This is a genomic window from Sphingopyxis sp. (genome assembly GCF_034380315.1).
GTDB lineage: Bacteria > Pseudomonadota > Alphaproteobacteria > Sphingomonadales > Sphingomonadaceae > Sphingopyxis.
In genome coordinates, this window is the sequence record NZ_JAXMPB010000001.1 from 72532 (window position 1) to 88399 (window position 15868).

Annotated in this window: 16 protein-coding genes; 10 read left to right on the top strand and 6 right to left on the bottom strand. The window is 66.0% G+C overall.

Features of this window, described 5'->3' with window-relative positions; all coding sequences use genetic code 11:
- Positions 1-7: 7 nt before the first annotated feature.
- Positions 8-682, bottom strand: a complete 675-nt coding sequence (locus tag U0S50_RS00380; RefSeq protein ID WP_322306770.1) for a cyclic nucleotide-binding domain-containing protein — start codon at positions 680-682, stop codon at positions 8-10.
- A gap of 265 nt (positions 683-947) precedes the next feature.
- Here U0S50_RS00380 and U0S50_RS00385 point away from each other — a divergent pair, with 265 nt between their 5' ends.
- Together U0S50_RS00385 and U0S50_RS00390 are read left to right on the top strand one after the other, a co-directional pair.
- Positions 948-2321, top strand: a complete 1374-nt coding sequence (locus tag U0S50_RS00385) for a class II 3-deoxy-7-phosphoheptulonate synthase (RefSeq protein ID WP_322307263.1) — start codon at positions 948-950, stop codon at positions 2319-2321.
- Positions 2318-2488 carry a hypothetical protein gene (locus tag U0S50_RS00390; protein ID WP_322306771.1) on the top strand — a complete coding sequence of 57 codons (171 nt, stop codon included), beginning with the start codon at positions 2318-2320 and terminating at the stop codon, positions 2486-2488. Before U0S50_RS00385 ends, U0S50_RS00390 begins: the two co-directional genes overlap by 4 nt.
- Positions 2489-2497: 9 nt before the next feature.
- Here the strand turns inward: U0S50_RS00390 and U0S50_RS00395 are convergent, their stop codons facing one another.
- Positions 2498-3994 carry a M28 family peptidase gene (locus tag U0S50_RS00395; protein WP_322306772.1) on the bottom strand — a complete coding sequence of 499 codons (1497 nt, stop codon included), beginning with the start codon at positions 3992-3994 and terminating at the stop codon, positions 2498-2500.
- Between the two features lie 77 nt (positions 3995-4071).
- Positions 4072-4884 carry a CoA ester lyase gene (locus U0S50_RS00400; RefSeq protein ID WP_322306773.1) on the bottom strand — a complete coding sequence of 271 codons (813 nt, stop codon included), beginning with the start codon at positions 4882-4884 and terminating at the stop codon, positions 4072-4074.
- Between the two features lie 82 nt (positions 4885-4966).
- Between U0S50_RS00400 and U0S50_RS00405 the strand changes: the two genes are divergently transcribed.
- The gene (locus U0S50_RS00405; protein ID WP_322306774.1) at positions 4967-5881 is read left to right on the top strand and encodes an SPFH domain-containing protein; all 915 of its coding nucleotides are present in this window, start codon (positions 4967-4969) and stop codon (positions 5879-5881) included.
- Between the two features lies 1 nt (position 5882).
- Complete coding sequence (locus U0S50_RS00410) at positions 5883-6329, top strand: NfeD family protein (protein ID WP_322306775.1); 447 nt, start codon at positions 5883-5885, stop codon at positions 6327-6329.
- Positions 6330-6382: 53 nt separating this feature from the next.
- Here U0S50_RS00410 and U0S50_RS00415 read toward each other — a convergent pair whose 3' ends face one another.
- Positions 6383-6913 (bottom strand): GNAT family N-acetyltransferase, encoded by a 531-nt coding sequence (locus U0S50_RS00415; RefSeq protein WP_322306776.1) that lies wholly within the window; start codon positions 6911-6913, stop codon positions 6383-6385.
- A 142-nt stretch (positions 6914-7055) separates the two neighbouring features.
- Complete coding sequence (locus tag U0S50_RS00420; RefSeq protein WP_322306777.1) at positions 7056-7964, bottom strand: metal-dependent hydrolase; 909 nt, start codon at positions 7962-7964, stop codon at positions 7056-7058.
- Between the two features lie 75 nt (positions 7965-8039).
- On the opposite strand from U0S50_RS00420, the gene U0S50_RS00425 reads away from it, so the two are divergent.
- The 6 genes from U0S50_RS00425 (at position 8040) to sppA (ending at position 14898) form a co-directional block, all read left to right on the top strand.
- Positions 8040-8648: a TetR/AcrR family transcriptional regulator gene (locus U0S50_RS00425; protein ID WP_322307264.1), complete on the top strand. Its 609-nt coding sequence runs from the start codon at positions 8040-8042 to the stop codon at positions 8646-8648.
- Positions 8649-8818: 170 nt separating this feature from the next.
- Complete coding sequence (gene obgE, locus U0S50_RS00430; protein WP_322306778.1) at positions 8819-9862, top strand: GTPase ObgE; 1044 nt, start codon at positions 8819-8821, stop codon at positions 9860-9862.
- Positions 9863-9967: 105 nt separating this feature from the next.
- On the top strand, positions 9968-10768 hold the full coding sequence (locus U0S50_RS00435) for a MipA/OmpV family protein (protein WP_322306779.1): 801 nt from the start codon (positions 9968-9970) through the stop codon (positions 10766-10768).
- Between the two features lie 44 nt (positions 10769-10812).
- On the top strand, positions 10813-11919 hold the full coding sequence (gene proB / locus U0S50_RS00440) for a glutamate 5-kinase (RefSeq protein ID WP_322306780.1): 1107 nt from the start codon (positions 10813-10815) through the stop codon (positions 11917-11919).
- A 17-nt stretch (positions 11920-11936) separates the two neighbouring features.
- Positions 11937-12836, top strand: a complete 900-nt coding sequence (locus tag U0S50_RS00445) for an NAD-dependent epimerase/dehydratase family protein (protein ID WP_322307265.1) — start codon at positions 11937-11939, stop codon at positions 12834-12836.
- A 76-nt stretch (positions 12837-12912) separates the two neighbouring features.
- Positions 12913-14898, top strand: a complete 1986-nt coding sequence (sppA, locus tag U0S50_RS00450) for a signal peptide peptidase SppA (RefSeq protein ID WP_322306781.1) — start codon at positions 12913-12915, stop codon at positions 14896-14898.
- A 37-nt stretch (positions 14899-14935) separates the two neighbouring features.
- Here the strand turns inward: sppA and U0S50_RS00455 are convergent, their stop codons facing one another.
- Complete coding sequence (locus U0S50_RS00455) at positions 14936-15838, bottom strand: alpha/beta fold hydrolase (RefSeq protein ID WP_322306782.1); 903 nt, start codon at positions 15836-15838, stop codon at positions 14936-14938.
- Between the last annotated feature and the right edge of the window lie 30 nt (positions 15839-15868).

Sequence of the window (15868 nt, forward strand, 5' to 3'; positions counted from 1 at the left end):
GCCGCCTTCATAGCGGCACCGTATCGCTAAGGCGAGTATTGGCGTTCGCCAATTTTCCGCGCAGCGCCCGCGCGAAACCTTCGTGCAGCGCGGCCGCGATATCGGGATTGGCGGCAAGATAGGATCGCAGCGCCGCCGCCGGGACGAACCACAGCCGGGCATTGTCCTTCAGCGTCACCGTACCCGTCGCATTGCTGCCGTCGAGCACCGTCGCCTCGCCGATCAGCGCGCCGTCGACGACCGAGCCCACTTCCTTGCCATCGCGGTGCACGCTCGCCGCCCCGCGCGCGAGGTAAAAGAGGCTGGGTGCCGCCTGGCTTTCCCGGATCAGCACTTCGCCGCGCTTCGCGCTGATCCAATGCCCCTGGTCGATGAGCCGCCGCGCCGAAGATGGATTGAGCCCGTCGAAATGCAGGCGCCGCAGTTCCTGTTCCTCGGACGAAAAATTGATCCTGGCATCGTGCAACCAAAGGCGCAGCAGCAGGCCCGCATTGGCGAGGAACACGAGCAGAAGGAGGAGCGTCAGCCCCAGATTGTGCCAGGTCGCAAAGGCGACCAGCAACCCCATGAGCGCCGCAACCGCGAGCCCCATGCGCACGCGATCAATTCGCGTCGCAAAGCTCGCCGCAAGCAGGGCGAACAGGGCTCCATAGCCGAACCACAGGGGATCGAAATCCGTCATGTCACAACCGTTCCGCGCAGAATCCCACAGCGATCCGCAGATCAAGGACGTTGCCGATTGCCGAATGCCTTAAAAAGGCGCGCCCCACATGCGCTCCCGGAAACTGAAACAAACTATCAGTTTTTGAGACGCAAGAAAAGCATAGGTGCGCAAAAGACGCAAAAATGCTAAGAATCATCCTTACGGGTCGCGGACGCATTGCGTCCGCGGCCCTTTCGCGCCATTCCGGCGCGCGATTCGCACGGAATAGACAAGAAGACAGATGATGACGCAACCATGGCAACCGCATAGCTGGCGCAACCACGAAGCCCGCCAGCTTCCCACCTATGCCGACCAGGCGGCACTGACGGCCGCCGAGCGCGAGCTCGCGAGCTATCCCCCGCTGGTCTTTGCTGGCGAAGCGCGCGCGCTGACCGGTGAGCTGGCCCGGGTTGCCGAAGGCAAGGCCTTTCTGCTTCAGGGCGGCGACTGCGCCGAAAGCTTTGCCGAGTTTCATCCGAACAATATCCGCGACACCTTCCGCGTCCTGTTGCAGATGGCGGTGGTGCTGACCTTTGCCTCGAAGATGCCGGTGGTGAAGCTCGGCCGGATGGCAGGCCAGTTCGCCAAACCGCGCTCGGCCGACATGGAAGAGATCGATGGCGTCGAACTGCCGAGCTATCGCGGCGACATCATCAACGACATCGCCTTTGAGGCCGAGGGCCGCGGCCCCGACCCGCAGCGCATGATCAAGGCGTATAACCAGTCGGCGGCGACACTCAATCTGCTGCGCGCCTTCGCCGGCGGCGGCTATGCCAATCTGCAGCAGGTCAACGCCTGGACGCATGATTTCATGGACCGCAGCCCATGGGCCAAGAAATATCAGGAAACGGCCGCGCGCATTTCCGAAGCGCTGGCTTTTATGGAAGCATGCGGCGTCACGCCCGAAACCGTCCCGCAGATCAAGGGGACGAGCTTTTACACCAGCCACGAGGCGCTGCTGCTCCCTTATGAGCAAGCCCTCACCCGTCAGGACAGCCTGACCGGCGGCTGGTACGACACCTCGGGCCATTTCCTGTGGGTCGGCGACCGCACCCGGTTCGAAGGGTCGGCGCATATCGAATATCTGCGCGGGATCGGCAATCCGGTCGGCATGAAGTGCGGACCGAGCCTGGAGGCGGACGCCCTGCTGCACCTGCTCGACACGTTGAACCCCCATCATGTTCCGGGGCGGATGACGCTGATCACCCGCTATGGTCACGACAAGATCGAGGCGCATCTGCCGAAGCTGGTGCGCGCGGTGAAGGAATCGGGACACCCCGTCGTCTGGTCGTGCGACCCGATGCACGGCAATGTCATCAAGACCTCGACCGGGTACAAGACGCGGCCTTTCGAACGCATCCTGGCCGAAGTGCGCGGTTTCTTTGCGGTGCACCGTGCCGAGGGCACGCATGGCGGCGGCATCCATATCGAGATGACCGGCCAGAATGTCACCGAATGCACCGGCGGCGCGATGGACGTGACGCAGATGGATCTGGCCGACCGCTATCACACGCATTGCGACCCGCGCCTGAACGCAGGGCAGAGCCTGGAACTCGCATTCCTGCTCGCCGAAATGCTCAATCAGGAAATGGCGGACCGCGCCAGGCAGGCAGCGTGACCGAGCGGCGCGTCGTCGTCCGGCATGAAGCGATCCGTAACGGGATCGGTTTTGGCAGCGCGCTGGCGATCGCCATCAGCTTTACGACGCACAAGTCGGTGCTGTGGGCGATCGTCCACGGCGTCTTCAGCTGGTTCTACGTCGCCTATTATGTGCTGACCCGCTGACCGCGGGGATCATTCCCCCGGCCAGCGCTTGCTGTCCGCAAAGGCCCGGCCCAACGCGACGTGCAGGTCGGCATCCTCTGCTGCGCCGCCCAGCGGTATCCGGTCCGAAAACTGGTCGGCGGGCCCATGATAATCGCTTTCGAGAAATTTCATGAGCAGCCCCATGTCGGAAAAGCTGCCGCCGACCATCAGCGACGGCACATCCTTGGCGCCGAGCGCCCAGCCGTCCTGCCGCTGAACAAAGGCATCGGCCTCGCCATCGGTATCGAGCGTGCGACCGAGCCCGACCGCAACATCGCGGACCAGCGCGTCATGCGCGAGCCGTCCGCGGCCAATCGTCGCGACGGGCGTGCCGCGCGGCGAAATGGCGACGGTATCGACATTCAGCGCCACGGCAATATCCTGAAGCGGCACCACCGGATGGTCGGCGAAATGATAGGCGCCGAGCAAGCCGCGCTCCTCCGCCGTGGTCGCCAGGAAATAAATGTCGCGATCGGGCCGGGGTCCGGCGGCAAGCCGTTTTGCCACCTCGATCAGCACTGCAATCCCGCTCGCATTATCGACCGCCCCGTTGCAGATGCGATCGGCGGCGCCCTCCGGACGACAGATGCCGAGATGGTCCCAATGCCCAAGGAAAAGCACTGCCTTGCCGTCGGGTTTTGCGCCGGGAAGCTTGGCGATGACATTATGGCTGTCGAAAGCGCGAACCTCCGCCTTGGTCGCAAGATTGGCGGTCACCGGCAGCACCGCCCCGCGATAGGCGGGCGCTTTCGCGGCCTCGCGCAAGACATCGCCCTTGAACCCGGCCTTTTCGAACAGCGCGTCGGCAGCCTTCGGCGACAGAAAGCCGCTGACCGGCGCACCGGCCTTTGCCGCGGCCAGCCGGATCGACGGGCCATCGACCGCGCCGCGCAGCTGGTCCCAGGGCAGCGCATCGGTCGCGATCACCAGCACCCCCGCCGCGCCGGCATCGGCAAGCATCTGGCGCCGTTCGCGATAGCGCGGCAGTTTTTCGCCGAAGGGCGCATTGTCGAACAGCATGATCGCAAGCTTGCCCGCGACATCGGCATTGACCTTGCCCGCACCGTCGATGCCATAGCCGACGAAGACCGTCGGCACGTCGGCCATCGCCACATCGCTGTCGCGGCCGCTGAGGATGACCCCATCTTCTTCGAGGGCAAAGGGGCGGCCCTTGACCCGGAATTGGGCTGCGCCGCCCAGCGCGCGGCTTTCGACTAGCGGAACAGGTTGCAGCCAGGGCGTTTCACTGCCCGGCACCGCCGCGAGCCCCGCCCTTGCCCACTCGCCGACAATATAGGCGATGGTCCGATCCTCGCCCGCCGTTCCGGGTGCCCGTCCTTCGAAAGCATCATCGGACAGCGCCCGGATATGGGCGGCGAGATCAGCCTCGGTAATCGGCGTATCGGCGGTCTTGGCAGGGGCAGCGGAAACACCGGAGCCGGCAACCAGGGCGATGGCCGCGACCGCGACCCGAAACGTCATCATCTGCATGGCCGTGTCGCATGGCACGATCGTCCGCCCCCGGCAAGGCGCGTTCGTCGAACGATAAATGACCGGCTGGCTCAGTCCCGCGCGGCGCGGTCCAGCAGCGCGCGCGCCGCCGCGACGTGCATATCCTCGATCATCCGTCCGTCATGCCGCTGCGCCCCGCCGGTTGCGGCGGCGACCAGCGCCGCGGCCGCCGCAATCTCCCGCGCGCTTGGTGCGAAGGCAGCATTGCACGGATCGACCTGCGACGGGTGGATCAGCGTTTTGCCGTCGAAACCCAGCCGCCGCCCTTCGGCCGCCTCGGCCGCGAAGCCCGCGGCATCATCGATCGCATTATAGACACCGTCAAAGCACCACGTTCCGGCCGCCCGCGCCGCGAGCACGATCGCCTGGATCGCATGGCTCATCGCACCGCGATCCATGCCGTCAGGGAGCCGAAGCTCGTGCGCCAGATCGTTGAGTCCGGCGATCAGGCCATGCGTTGCCGGGTCGCCAGCAATATCGCGCGCCGCATAGATCGCCGCCGGGGTCTCGATCATCGCGAACAGCGGCACGCCAAGCCCCCGGGCGGGGTCGAGATCGGCGGGGGCATCGACCTTGGGCAACACCACCGCATCGAGCGCCAGTCCATCGAGCGCCGCGAGGTCCGCCGCCTGTTCGTCGCTGCCCGTCCCGTTGATCCGCACCGCAACCCGCTTGCCCACATAACCCGCCACGACGGCATCGCGCATCGCGGCCCGCGCCTCCGCCTTGCGCGCCGCGGGAACCGCATCCTCCAGATCGATGATCAGCATGTCGGCGGCGAGACCGCGCGCCTTTTCGAGCGCCCGTGCATTGGATCCGGGAACATAAAGCAGCGATCGGGGAGCGAATGGTGCAAGGGTCATGCGCTTTTGTCTGGCGCAGCCACACGGTTCCCGCAATAAGGAAGACGGATCGCGAACAGCAATTTGATTGAGGGGATGATCGATGGAATTCGCACTCGCACTGGTGGTATTGGCGCTGGTGTTCCTAGTCTGGGCGCTGACGCCAGTGCGCCAGGGCTTTGCCTATACGATCGAACGCTTCGGCCGTTACACGCACACGGCGCAGCCGGGGCTCAATTTCATCATGCCGATCTTTGACCGCGTCGGTCGCAAGGTGAACATGATGGAACAGGTGCTCGACATTCCGGGCCAGGAAATCATCACCAAAGACAATGCGATGGTCGCGGTCGACGGGGTGGTGTTCTTTCAGGTCCTCGACGCGGCCAAGGCGGCCTATGAGGTCAGCGACCTTTATCTGTCGATCATGAACCTGACGACGACCAACCTGCGCACCGTGATGGGGTCGATGGACCTCGACGAAACGCTGTCGAAACGCGACGAGATCAACGCCCGGCTGCTCCATGTCGTCGACGATGCAACGACGCCCTGGGGGGTCAAGATCACCCGCGTCGAGATCAAGGACATCCGCCCGCCCGCCGACATTTCGAACGCGATGGCCCGGCAGATGAAAGCCGAACGCGAAAAGCGCGCCGCCATTTTGGAAGCAGAGGGGCTGCGCGCATCGGAAATCCTGCGCGCCGAGGGTGAGAAGCAGGGCCAGATTTTGCAGGCCGAAGGGCGCCGCGAGGCCGCCTTCCGCGACGCCGAAGCCCGCGAGCGCGAGGCTGAAGCGGAGGCCAAGGCGACCCAGATGGTGTCGGACGCGATCGCCAGCGGCAATGCCCAGGCGATCAACTATTTCGTCGCGCAGAAATATGTCGAGGCGGTGAGCCAGTTCGCAACCAGCCCGAACAGCAAGACGATCCTGTTCCCGGTCGAGGCGACCCAGCTGATCGGCACGCTGGGCGGCATCGGCGCGCTCGCCAAGGACGCGCTCGACCACAAGGCGGGAGGCTGAGATGCCCGACTGGCTGACCCATATGGAACCGCATTGGGCGTGGCTGTCGCTGGGCGTCCTGCTCGCCGCGGCGGAAATCGTCATGCCCGGCTTTTTCCTGATCTGGCTGGGCGCCGCGGCGATCGTCACCGGCGTCATCGCCTGGGTGGTGCCGATCGCGGTCCCGGCCCAGCTCGGCATTTTCGCGATATTGTCCTTTGTGGCGCTTTATGCGGCGCGCAAATGGCTGCGCGACAATCCGATCACCAGCGCCGATCCGCAGCTGAACCAGCGCGCCGGACGGCTGGTCGGTGAAATATTGACCGTGACGCGGGCGATCGAGGATGGCCGCGGACGGGCGCGGGTCGGTGACGGCGAATGGCCCGTGCGCGGTCCCGACGCCGCCGAAGGCACCAAGGTTCGTGTCGTCAGCGCCGATGGCGGCGTGCTGGTGGTCGAGGCGGCCTGAGCCAATTCCCTTCGCGATTGCGCCCACCCCGGCCCCGGTCCGGGGCGAGGCTGCTACCCTCCCCTTGGCCGGCCATATAGTGCGACCACATGGCCCAGCGCGTCGCTTTCGCCGATACGCCGAAAGCCGAGCTTTGCCGCGACCCGTTCCGATGCGGTATTGCCGATGTCGATGATGCAGCGGACCTCCGCCGCGTCGAGATGGTCGTCGGCCCAGCCGAGAGCCGCCCCCATCGCCTCGGTCGCCAGCCCCCCGCCCCAATGGTCGGCGCCAAAGGCCCAGCCCGCTTCGGGCACATCTTCCAGTTCGGGAATGCCGCGACAGAAATAGGACAGGCCGCCCATTCCGATCAGCCGGTCGCTCGCCCGGTCGGCAAAGACCCAATAGCCAAAGCCCATCACCGGCCAGAGCCCCGCAGAGCTCAGATATTTTCCCCAGCTGACGTCGGGCGTGCGCGGTTCCCCGCCGATGAAGCGGGTCACACGCTCGTCCGCCCACATGGCGATATGGTCATGCTTGTCGGCGAGACGCTGGCCGCGCAGGCGCAGCCGGTCGGTTTCGAGGGTCGGTGGCGAGGTAAACATGGGCCCGACATGGCGCACCGGGCGGCACGCGGTCAATCGGGATCGGAACCGCCCCCAGGGCGCGGGCCAAGGTTGCTGCAAAGGTTCGAAAGCATCTGGGGAGAGGAGAAGAAGCCCCCTCGCCTTCGCAGCAGCCCCGGTGTCAGGCGACTGCGGTCGCCAACTCGTCCTGCGCCTTGACGGGCGCCGCCGACGCATGCGCGGGCATGATCGCGTCGGCATAGTCGCTTTCATATTTGCGGATCAGCGACCGGTCGTCATGATTCCATGGATGGAAGCCCGGCAGGAAATAGGCCAGCCAGGGCAGAAAGCTTCGACGCAAAATACCCGGACGACCCAGCAGATAGGCCCAGATCCGCATCGATACGCGCCAGCCCGACAATCCGTCCTGTTTCAGCAACGCCTTCATCCCGGCGACGCGGCGCGGCCAGAAGCGCAGCGTGATGATCAACATCATCAGCGACTTCATCCGCCAGCGTTTCCAGCGGCTCCAGTCCCTGGTCGCGTGCATCCAGGTGTCATAGGCGACGCCCTTGTGCTCGATTTCCTCGATCGCGTGCCATTTCCAGAGCGCGGCCCATTCGGGTTCGGCGCCGGCATACATCTTGTCGTCGCGCAGCATGATCGCCGCCATCATCGCGGTATAATGTTCAAGCGCAATCGTCGCGGCGAGGTTGACGATGGCCGGACGGGTCTTGATCAGTTCCATCACCTCGTCGACATCGGCCTCGAGTTCGGACAGATCATATCCCGCCTCGGCCGCCTTGCGGTTGAAGACGACATGTTCGCGGCTGTGAATCACTTCCTGCTGGGTGAAGGCGCGGATTTCGCGCGCCAGCTTTTCAGGCACGCCGTCGCGATGCGCCTTCACTGCTTCGATGAACATCGCCTCCCCCTTCGGAAATGTGACCGACAGGGCGGTATGAAAGGCGGAGGCGATCGGATCGCCGTTCAGCCACCAGCGCCCCTGTCGATCGTCACGCCCAAAGCGCATGTCGCGCGGGGTAATCGCAAGGTCGGATGGGGTCGGAGAGAGCGAAGGGCTGGACATATGTTCCTCACCGTCGAAAAGAAGCGTATGGCGCGGGGGCGCCGTGGGGCAACGAGATAGGATTTACTTACAGTGGTGTCAATAGTGAAGAAGCGGCTCAGCCCGGAAGAAAGCCGTTCGGTCGCGCTGGAGGCCGCCCGGCTGATCCTGATCGAGGCCGGCCCGCAGGCGGTGACGCTGAAAGCCGTGGCGGCGCGGATCGACCGCACCCATGCCAATCTGCTGCACCATTTCGGCAGCGCGGCCGGACTGCAAAAGGCGCTGGCTGCCTATCTTGCCGAAACCGCCTGCGCGACGATCGGCGAGAAAATGGCCGGATCGCCGCCGGGCGCCCGGAATGTGCGCGAAATCGTCGACCTGGCATTCGACACATTCGATCAGGGCGGCGCGGGCGGGCTGGCGTCGTGGATGCTGATCAGCGGCAATGAAGACGCGCTGGACCCGATCATCGACGCGATCCATCGCCTGATCGACGGCATGGCGCCGGGCGCGCAGGAAAAGCGGCTGATGCACGAAGATACGCTTGCGCTGGTGCTGATGGCGCTGGGCGATGCGCAGCTTGGCGGCCCCATGGCGGCGGCGCTCGACCTGCCGCGCGACACGGCGCGCGCACTGGCGACCGAACTGATTTCGGGTCGCATCGCTGCCTTTTGGGCCGAGCAAGGTGGAAAACCGGCCGCCTAAGGACTCGCCATCGGCTTGTGCGGGCGCTAGAGGCTGTCGCCTTTCCCCCGTTTCGCATCGTGCGCAGCCCGGACATCCTTTGGCCCAAGCCCTGGGACGTTGCGACTTCGACCGACGCGAACGATCATATATAGTGTAGCGTTACCGCTTCCGCCCCATAAGGCCTCACCATGCATTTCCTCGACCAAGCCAAGATATTCGTGAAATCCGGCGACGGCGGCCCCGGCGCCGTCAGTTTCCGGCGCGAAAAATATATCGAATATGGCGGCCCCGACGGCGGCAATGGCGGCAAGGGCGGCGACATTGTGTTCGAGGCGGTCGCCGGGCTCAACACGCTGATCGACTTTCGCTATACCCAGCATTTCAAGGCGCGACGCGGCACCCCCGGCGCGGGGCGCGACCGCACCGGCGCGGGCGGCGACGATCTGGTCATCGCGGTTCCGGTGGGGACCCAGATCCTTGCCGATGACGACGAGCGCAGCTTGCTTGCCGATTTGACCAAGGAAGGCGAACGCATCGTCTTTCTGCGCGGCGGCGACGGCGGGCGCGGCAATGCCAGTTACAAAAGTTCGACCAACCGCGCCCCGCGCCAGCATGGGCCGGGATGGCCGGGCGAGGAAATGTGGGTATGGCTGCGGCTGAAGCTGCTCGCCGATGCGGGGCTTGTCGGCCTGCCCAACGCGGGCAAATCGACCTTCATCAACGCCGTCACCAACGCCCAGGCCAAGGTCGGCGCCTATGCTTTTACCACCACCCGGCCGCAGCTCGGCGTCGTCAGCCACAAGGGGCATGAATTTGTCGTCGCCGACATTCCGGGACTGATCGAGGGCGCCGCCGACGGCGCCGGGATCGGCGACCGTTTCCTTGGCCATATCGAGCGGTGCCGCGTTCTGCTGCACCTCGTCGATGCGAATGACGCGGATGTCGCGACCAGCTATCGCATCGTGCGCGACGAGCTCGAAGCCTATGGCGGCGGGCTGCTCGACAAGCCGGTGATCGTCGCGCTCAACAAGGTCGACACGCTCGACGAGGAACTGATCGCCGCGCTGTCAGCCGAACTCGCCGAGGAAAGCGGCCAGCCGGTGATGGCGCTGTCCGGCGCCAGCGGGGCCGGTATCGGCTCCGTGCTCGACAAGCTGCTCGAAGCCATCGCTCCCGACAAGGCAGACGGGCAGGATATCGACGACGGCGAAGGCGACTGGTCGCCGATCTGAACGGCCGAGGCCGGCGACCGGCGGCGCACGGATGCGAAGGCGCACTGGCACCAAGCGGAACGAAATGCGCCGCAACGAATATCATAGGAACAACAAGGAGTTCCCATGACCGCTCGTTTCATCGCCCTGCCCCTGTTTTGCGCGGCCCTGATCGCCCCGGCCACGCCCCCCGCGCAGGCCGAAGAGGCCGATGAAACCCCGGCCAAACGCACCCGCATCTTCATCGGTCCGCAATTCTTTCCCGAATATCCGGGCGCCAAGGATCTGGGTGTCGGCCCCTTCATGGATTATTCGCGCTCGCCCGTCGGCACCCCTTTTGAATTCGAGGCGCCCGACGAGAGCATCGGCCTCGGCCTGATCGGCAATGATCGCTTTTCGATCGGCCCAGCGGCCAATCTTGTCCGCAAACGCCGCGCATCGGATGTCGGCGGCCAGTTGCCTGAGGTGAAGCGCACGATCGAGGTCGGCGCCTTTGCCCAGGCCTGGATCACCCCCGCCTTCCGGCTTCGCGCCGAAGGCCGCCGGGGCATCAACGGGCACGACGGCTGGGTCGGCAATATCAGCGCCGACTATGTCGCCCGCGACGGCGACGATTGGCTGTTTTCCATAGGGCCGCGCGTTACGCTGGCCGATGCAAAGGTTCAGCGCGCCTATTTCGGAGTGGCCCCCACCGATACCGCCGCATCCGGCCTCGCCAGCTTTCGCCCGAACGGCGGCGTCCAGGCGGTCGGGGTCACAGCCGGCTTCCTGCGCCAATTGACCCCCAGCCTGGGCATCGCCGCCTATGCGCGGTACGACCGGCTGGTCGGCGACGCGGCGAAATCGCCGGTCACGCGCGCCTTTGGATCGCGAAATCAGCCGTCGGCAGGTATCGCGCTAAGCTATACATTCGGCGGCGAGCGCTGACGGAAAATATTGGCGCGCGGGCGTGCCCGCGCTATCGGCGGCGCATGTTGTTCGCCCCTTCCACCTGCTCCCGGCTGATCGTGAAGATCGGTTCCGCCCTGCTCGTCGATCCGGACGGCGCCGTGCGCCGCGACTGGCTGGCTGAAATCGCCGCCGATATCGCGGCGCGAACGAAGGCGGGGCAGCAGGTCGCGGTCGTTTCATCGGGGGCGATCGCGCTCGGCGCGCGGCGTCTGGGCCTTGCCAAGGGCGGGCGCGCGAGCCTGGAGGATGCGCAGGCCGCCGCCGCGACCGGCCAGATCGCGCTGAGCCAGGTCTGGGCCGAGGTGTTGGGCGCCGAAGGGCTGACCGCAGCGCAAATGCTGGTGACGCTGGACGATCTGGAACATCGCCGTCGCTATCTGAATGCCGCCGCGACCCTCGACCGGCTGCTGAGCCTTGGCGTCGTACCGATCATCAACGAAAATGACAGCGTCGCGACCGAGGAAATCCGTTTTGGCGACAATGACCGGCTGGCGGCGCGCGTCGCGCAGGCCGCCCTGGCAGGCGGGGTCATCCTGTTGTCCGACATCGACGGGCTGTACGACCGCAACCCATCCCAGCCGGATGCCAAGCATATCGCGCGGATCGAGCGGATCGATGCCGCGATCGAAGCGATGGCCGACACGGGATCGGCATCGGGCATGGGATCGGGCGGCATGGTGTCGAAGATCGCCGCCGCCCGGATCGCCAACGCGGCGGGCGCCCACCTTGCGATAGCGTCCGGGCGTATGGGCCGACCGCTGTCAGATGCCGAAGCCCGCCACAGCCTGTTCGTCGCCGAACGCGGCGCCAGCGCGCGCAAGGCGTGGCTGGCGGGCGGTCTGACCGCCAAGGGGCGGCTGACCATCGATGCGGGCGCCGCAAAAGCGTTGCAGGGCGGCGCGAGCCTGCTCGCAGCCGGCGTTACCGGCGCGAACGGCGAGTTCGCGCGCGGCGACATTCTCGACATCGCCGGACCCGACGGACGAATCGTGGCACGCGGCCTGTCCGAATATCCCGCCACCGACGCCGCCGCGATACTGGGGCTCGGCCGCGACGCGCAGGAAGCCGCGCTGGGCTATTCGCCGCGCGCGGCCATGGTGCACCGCGACCATCTGGTGCTGCTGTGACCGGCGCCGTCCTCGCGATGACCGGGGCCACCGGCTTCGTCGGCAAGGCGACGCTGGCCCGGGCGATCGCGGCGGGCTGGCACGTGCGCGCACTGACCCGCCGTCCGCAACCCGACCAGGCGGGCGTCACCTGGATCGCCGGGGCGCTCGACAAGCCCGACAGCCTTGCCGACATGGCGGAAGGAAGCGACGTCGTCCTGCATATCGCGGGGGTGGTCAACGCACCCGACCGGGCCGCATTCGATGCCGGCAATGGCGTCGCGACCGGCCATGTCGTCGAGGCGGCACGCGGCGCCGGCGTGACGCGCTTTGTCCATGTTTCCTCGCTCGCCGCGCGCGAGCCCGACCTGTCCAACTATGGCTGGTCAAAAGCGCGGGCCGAAACGGTTGTCCGCGCCAGTGGGCTCGACTGGACCATCGTTCGCCCGCCCGCCGTATTCGGCCCAGGCGACACGGAAATGCTGGACCTGTTCCGCATGGCGCGGCGCGGGATCGCCCTGTTGCCGCCAAGCGGGCGCATGTCGGCCATCTATGTCGACGAGCTGGCCCGGCTGCTCGTCGCCCTTTGCGGCGACCGCTATGCCAGCGTCGGCGCGACCTATGAGCCCGACGACGGCCACCCCAAGGGCTGGTCGCACCGCAGCTTTGCCCAGGCGATTGGCCGTGCGGTCGGGCGGCACCATGTATCGACGCTGTCGATTCCCGCGACGGTGCTGAAAGCCGGAGGGCGGCTGGACAAGCTGGTACGCCGCGGCGGCGCGAAGCTGACTCCTGACCGCGCGCGCTATATCGCGCATCCCGACTGGGTGGTCAGCGAAGGCGCGGCACCGCCGCCCGCGCTGTGGCGTCCCGACACCGAAACCGCCGATGCGCTGGCGGAAACAGTGCGTTGGTATCGCCGGGAAAAATGGCTCTGACGTCGTCGGTGGGACCAAAAGCCGCATCGGTCGAAGCCTGATTGCCAACGCGGGTCCGTGGCCCTAATTTGCCGCGATGACCGACACCAGCGCGCCTTCCGCCAACGATCCCGCCGGCCCCTGGGCCATCCCCGTCCGCCGCCCGATTCCGGGCGACGACAAACCCCGCAGCGGGACGAGCTTTCCGCGCAAGGTCTGGCGCTTCCTGGTCGCGATCAAGGACGCGCTGGCGCTGATCTTTCTGCTGCTTTTCTTCCTCGCGCTTTTCGCCATCATGTCGGGCCGCCCCAATACGGCGCTGCCGGTCAGCGAAGGCGCGCTGGTCATCGACCTCAACGGGACGCTGACCGAACAGCCGGCCGAGGTGGACACGGTTTCGGCGTTGTCCGGCGGCAACCAGATCCGCGAAACCAGGGTCCGCGACGTCGTCCATGCGCTCGAAAGCGCGGCCGATGACAAGCGCGTGACGTCGGTGGTGCTCGACCTCGATCGGTTCATGGGCGGCGGCCAGGTGTCGCTCGCCGAAGTCGGCGCGGCGATGGACAAGGTCCGCGCCAAAAAGAAACCGGTTCTGACCTTTGCCACCGCCTATACCACCGACAGCTATCAACTGGCGGCCCATGCCAGCGAGATATGGGTCGATCCGATCGGCGGCGTGGCAATCGCCGGGCCGGGCGGATCGCGCCTTTACTACAAGGGGCTGATGGACCGACTGGGCGTCACCGCGAACATCTATCGCGTCGGCACCTTCAAAAGCGCGGTCGAGCCCTATCTGCGCGGCGATCAGTCGCCCGAAGCCAAGGAGGCCAATCTGGCCTATGCCGGAGCGCTGTGGGACGTCTGGCTGGGCGAGATCAAGAAGGCCCGGCCCAAGGCGCAAATCGCTCCGTTCATTGCCGACACCACCGCCGCCGTCCGCGCGGCGGGCAACGATCTGGGCAAGGCGTCGCTTGATGCCGGACTGGTCGACAAGCTGGGAAGCCGCATGGCATTCGAACGCCGGATCGCCCAAATCAGCGGCACCGCCGACGATAGCCGTCCCTGGGAATATAAGGCGATCCCGCTCGAAAACTGGGTCGCCGCCAATCCCCCCGCCGCCCATGGCGACACCATTGCCGTCGTGCCGTTGATCGGCGAAATCGTCGACGGCGAAGCAAAGGGCGGCACCGCGGGCGGTGAAACCGTTGCCGGGCATATTCTGGACGCGGTCGCCGACAGCAGCGTCAAGGCCATCGTCCTGCGTGTCGATTCGCCCGGCGGATCGGTGACGGCATCCGAACAGATTCGCCAGGCACTGCTCGCCGCCAAGGCAAAAAAGCTGCCGGTGGTCGTGTCGATGGCCAATGTCGCCGCGTCGGGCGGTTATTGGGTATCGACCCCCGCCGACCGCATCTTTGCCGAGCCCGAAACGATCACCGGATCGATCGGCGTGTTCGGCATTCTGCCCAGCTTTGAAAAAACCCTCGCGAAGGTCGGCGTGACGACCGATGGCATCGCCACCACGCCGCTGTCGGGCCAGCCCGACATATTGGGCGGCGTGAATGACGAGTTCAACCAGCTGGCCCAGGCCAGCGTCGAGAATGTCTATGCACGCTTTACCGGCTTGGTCGCCAAAAGCCGCAAACAGCCGGTCCAGAAGATCGAGGAAATCGCCGAAGGCCGGGTCTGGGCGGGTGGTACGGCGCGCCAGATCGGGCTGGTCGACCAGTTCGGCGGCCTGCCTGACGCGATGGCCGACGCGGCGAAGCGCGCCGGGATCAAGGGCCAATATCACGCCCGCTATTTCGAGGATGAACCCAGCGAGTTTTCCAAGCTCCTCGCCCAATGGGCGGGCAGCGAGCAGGAAGAGGCTGCCGCCGCGCCGCGCGGGTGGTTCGGCATTGCAGCAATGAACCGCCAATTGACCGAGCGGCAGATCGTCCAGGACCTGTCCATGCTGGCCAAGGCGGGTTCGATCCAGGCAAGCTGCCTCGATTGCCGCGCCTATCGCCCGGCCGTTGTGCGCGCCGACCGGGGCGAGGCAAAGGGGCTTTTCGCGACGCTGGCGCTGCTGCTCCGTTAGGGAAGCGCGGCGGGCATCGCCTTGGACGCCCCGCCCGTCAAGCTGCGACCAGGGCGGCGCGCGCGTGGTCGGCGATCGCGTCGGCCAGCGTATCAACCAGAGCCAGGGGTAAATCGTGCCCCATGCCGGGGATCGTCCGGAGCCGGGCACCGGGAATGTTGGCGGCGGTATCCTGTCCGCCCGCCAGCGGAACGAGCGGGTCCGCCTCGCCATGGATCACCAGCGTCGGGACGGCGATATCCTTCAGCATCGGACGCCGATCACCGTCGGCGACGATCGCCGCCGTCTGGCGCGCCACGCCTTGCGGATACCATCCGCGCTCGAAATCGCTCCTGACGCGCCGACGCAATCGCTCCTCGTCGGGCGGAAAGCCGGGGCTGCCGATGACTTTTGCGGCGCGAACCGAAAAGGCTATCATCTCTTCGGGATCGCCGCTCATGGGACGGCTGGTGAGCACGCGCATGGCCTCGCGGTCGGCGCGCGGCAGGCGGCGATTGCCGGTCGTCGACATCACCGACGTCAGCGACAGGACATGATCGCTGTGGCGCGCCGCGATATGCTGCGCAATCATGCCGCCCATCGATACGCCGACGATATGCGCCCGGGCGATATTTAGGTAATCGAGCAGGCCGATGCCGTCCGCAGCCATATCGGCCAGCGTATAGGCGCTGCGCACCGGCAGCCCGACGACCGATTTCAGGAACATCCATTTAAGGTTGGGCACACCCGCCGCATCGAAGCGGGTCGACAGCCCGACGTCGCGATTGTCGTAGCGGATCGTTCGAAAGCCGCGCTGGTTCAAGGCGTCAACAAACTCCTCTGGCCAAAGGGTCAACTGACCGCCCAGCCCCATGACGAGCAGGATCGGGGGGGCATCGCGCGGGCCACGATCCTCAAATGTGATGGAAATGCCGTTGGCGGTGGTCGTTTGGGTCTGCATGGAAATCCTTGAACGAGAGAACGGTAAGGC

What these genes read in the sequence shown, in the direction of transcription:
- U0S50_RS00445 (WP_322307265.1), top strand. Translation starts at nt 11,937, where the DNA reads ATGACCGGGGCCACCGGCTTCGTCGGCAAGGCGACGCTGGCCCGGGCG.
- obgE (WP_322306778.1), top strand. Translation starts at nt 8,819, where the DNA reads ATGCATTTCCTCGACCAAGCCAAGATATTCGTGAAATCCGGCGACGGC.
- proB (WP_322306780.1), top strand. Translation starts at nt 10,813, where the DNA reads ATGTTGTTCGCCCCTTCCACCTGCTCCCGGCTGATCGTGAAGATCGGT.
- U0S50_RS00420 (WP_322306777.1), bottom strand. Translation starts at nt 7,964, where the DNA reads ATGTCCAGCCCTTCGCTCTCTCCGACCCCATCCGACCTTGCGATTACC.
- U0S50_RS00455 (WP_322306782.1), bottom strand. Translation starts at nt 15,838, where the DNA reads ATGCAGACCCAAACGACCACCGCCAACGGCATTTCCATCACATTTGAG.
- U0S50_RS00410 (WP_322306775.1), top strand. Translation starts at nt 5,883, where the DNA reads ATGCCCGACTGGCTGACCCATATGGAACCGCATTGGGCGTGGCTGTCG.
- U0S50_RS00435 (WP_322306779.1), top strand. Translation starts at nt 9,968, where the DNA reads ATGACCGCTCGTTTCATCGCCCTGCCCCTGTTTTGCGCGGCCCTGATC.
- sppA (WP_322306781.1), top strand. Translation starts at nt 12,913, where the DNA reads ATGACCGACACCAGCGCGCCTTCCGCCAACGATCCCGCCGGCCCCTGG.
- U0S50_RS00385 (WP_322307263.1), top strand. Translation starts at nt 948, where the DNA reads ATGACGCAACCATGGCAACCGCATAGCTGGCGCAACCACGAAGCCCGC.
- U0S50_RS00395 (WP_322306772.1), bottom strand. Translation starts at nt 3,994, where the DNA reads ATGATGACGTTTCGGGTCGCGGTCGCGGCCATCGCCCTGGTTGCCGGC.
- U0S50_RS00400 (WP_322306773.1), bottom strand. Translation starts at nt 4,884, where the DNA reads ATGACCCTTGCACCATTCGCTCCCCGATCGCTGCTTTATGTTCCCGGA.
- U0S50_RS00405 (WP_322306774.1), top strand. Translation starts at nt 4,967, where the DNA reads ATGGAATTCGCACTCGCACTGGTGGTATTGGCGCTGGTGTTCCTAGTC.
- U0S50_RS00415 (WP_322306776.1), bottom strand. Translation starts at nt 6,913, where the DNA reads ATGTTTACCTCGCCACCGACCCTCGAAACCGACCGGCTGCGCCTGCGC.
- U0S50_RS00380 (WP_322306770.1), bottom strand. Translation starts at nt 682, where the DNA reads ATGACGGATTTCGATCCCCTGTGGTTCGGCTATGGAGCCCTGTTCGCC.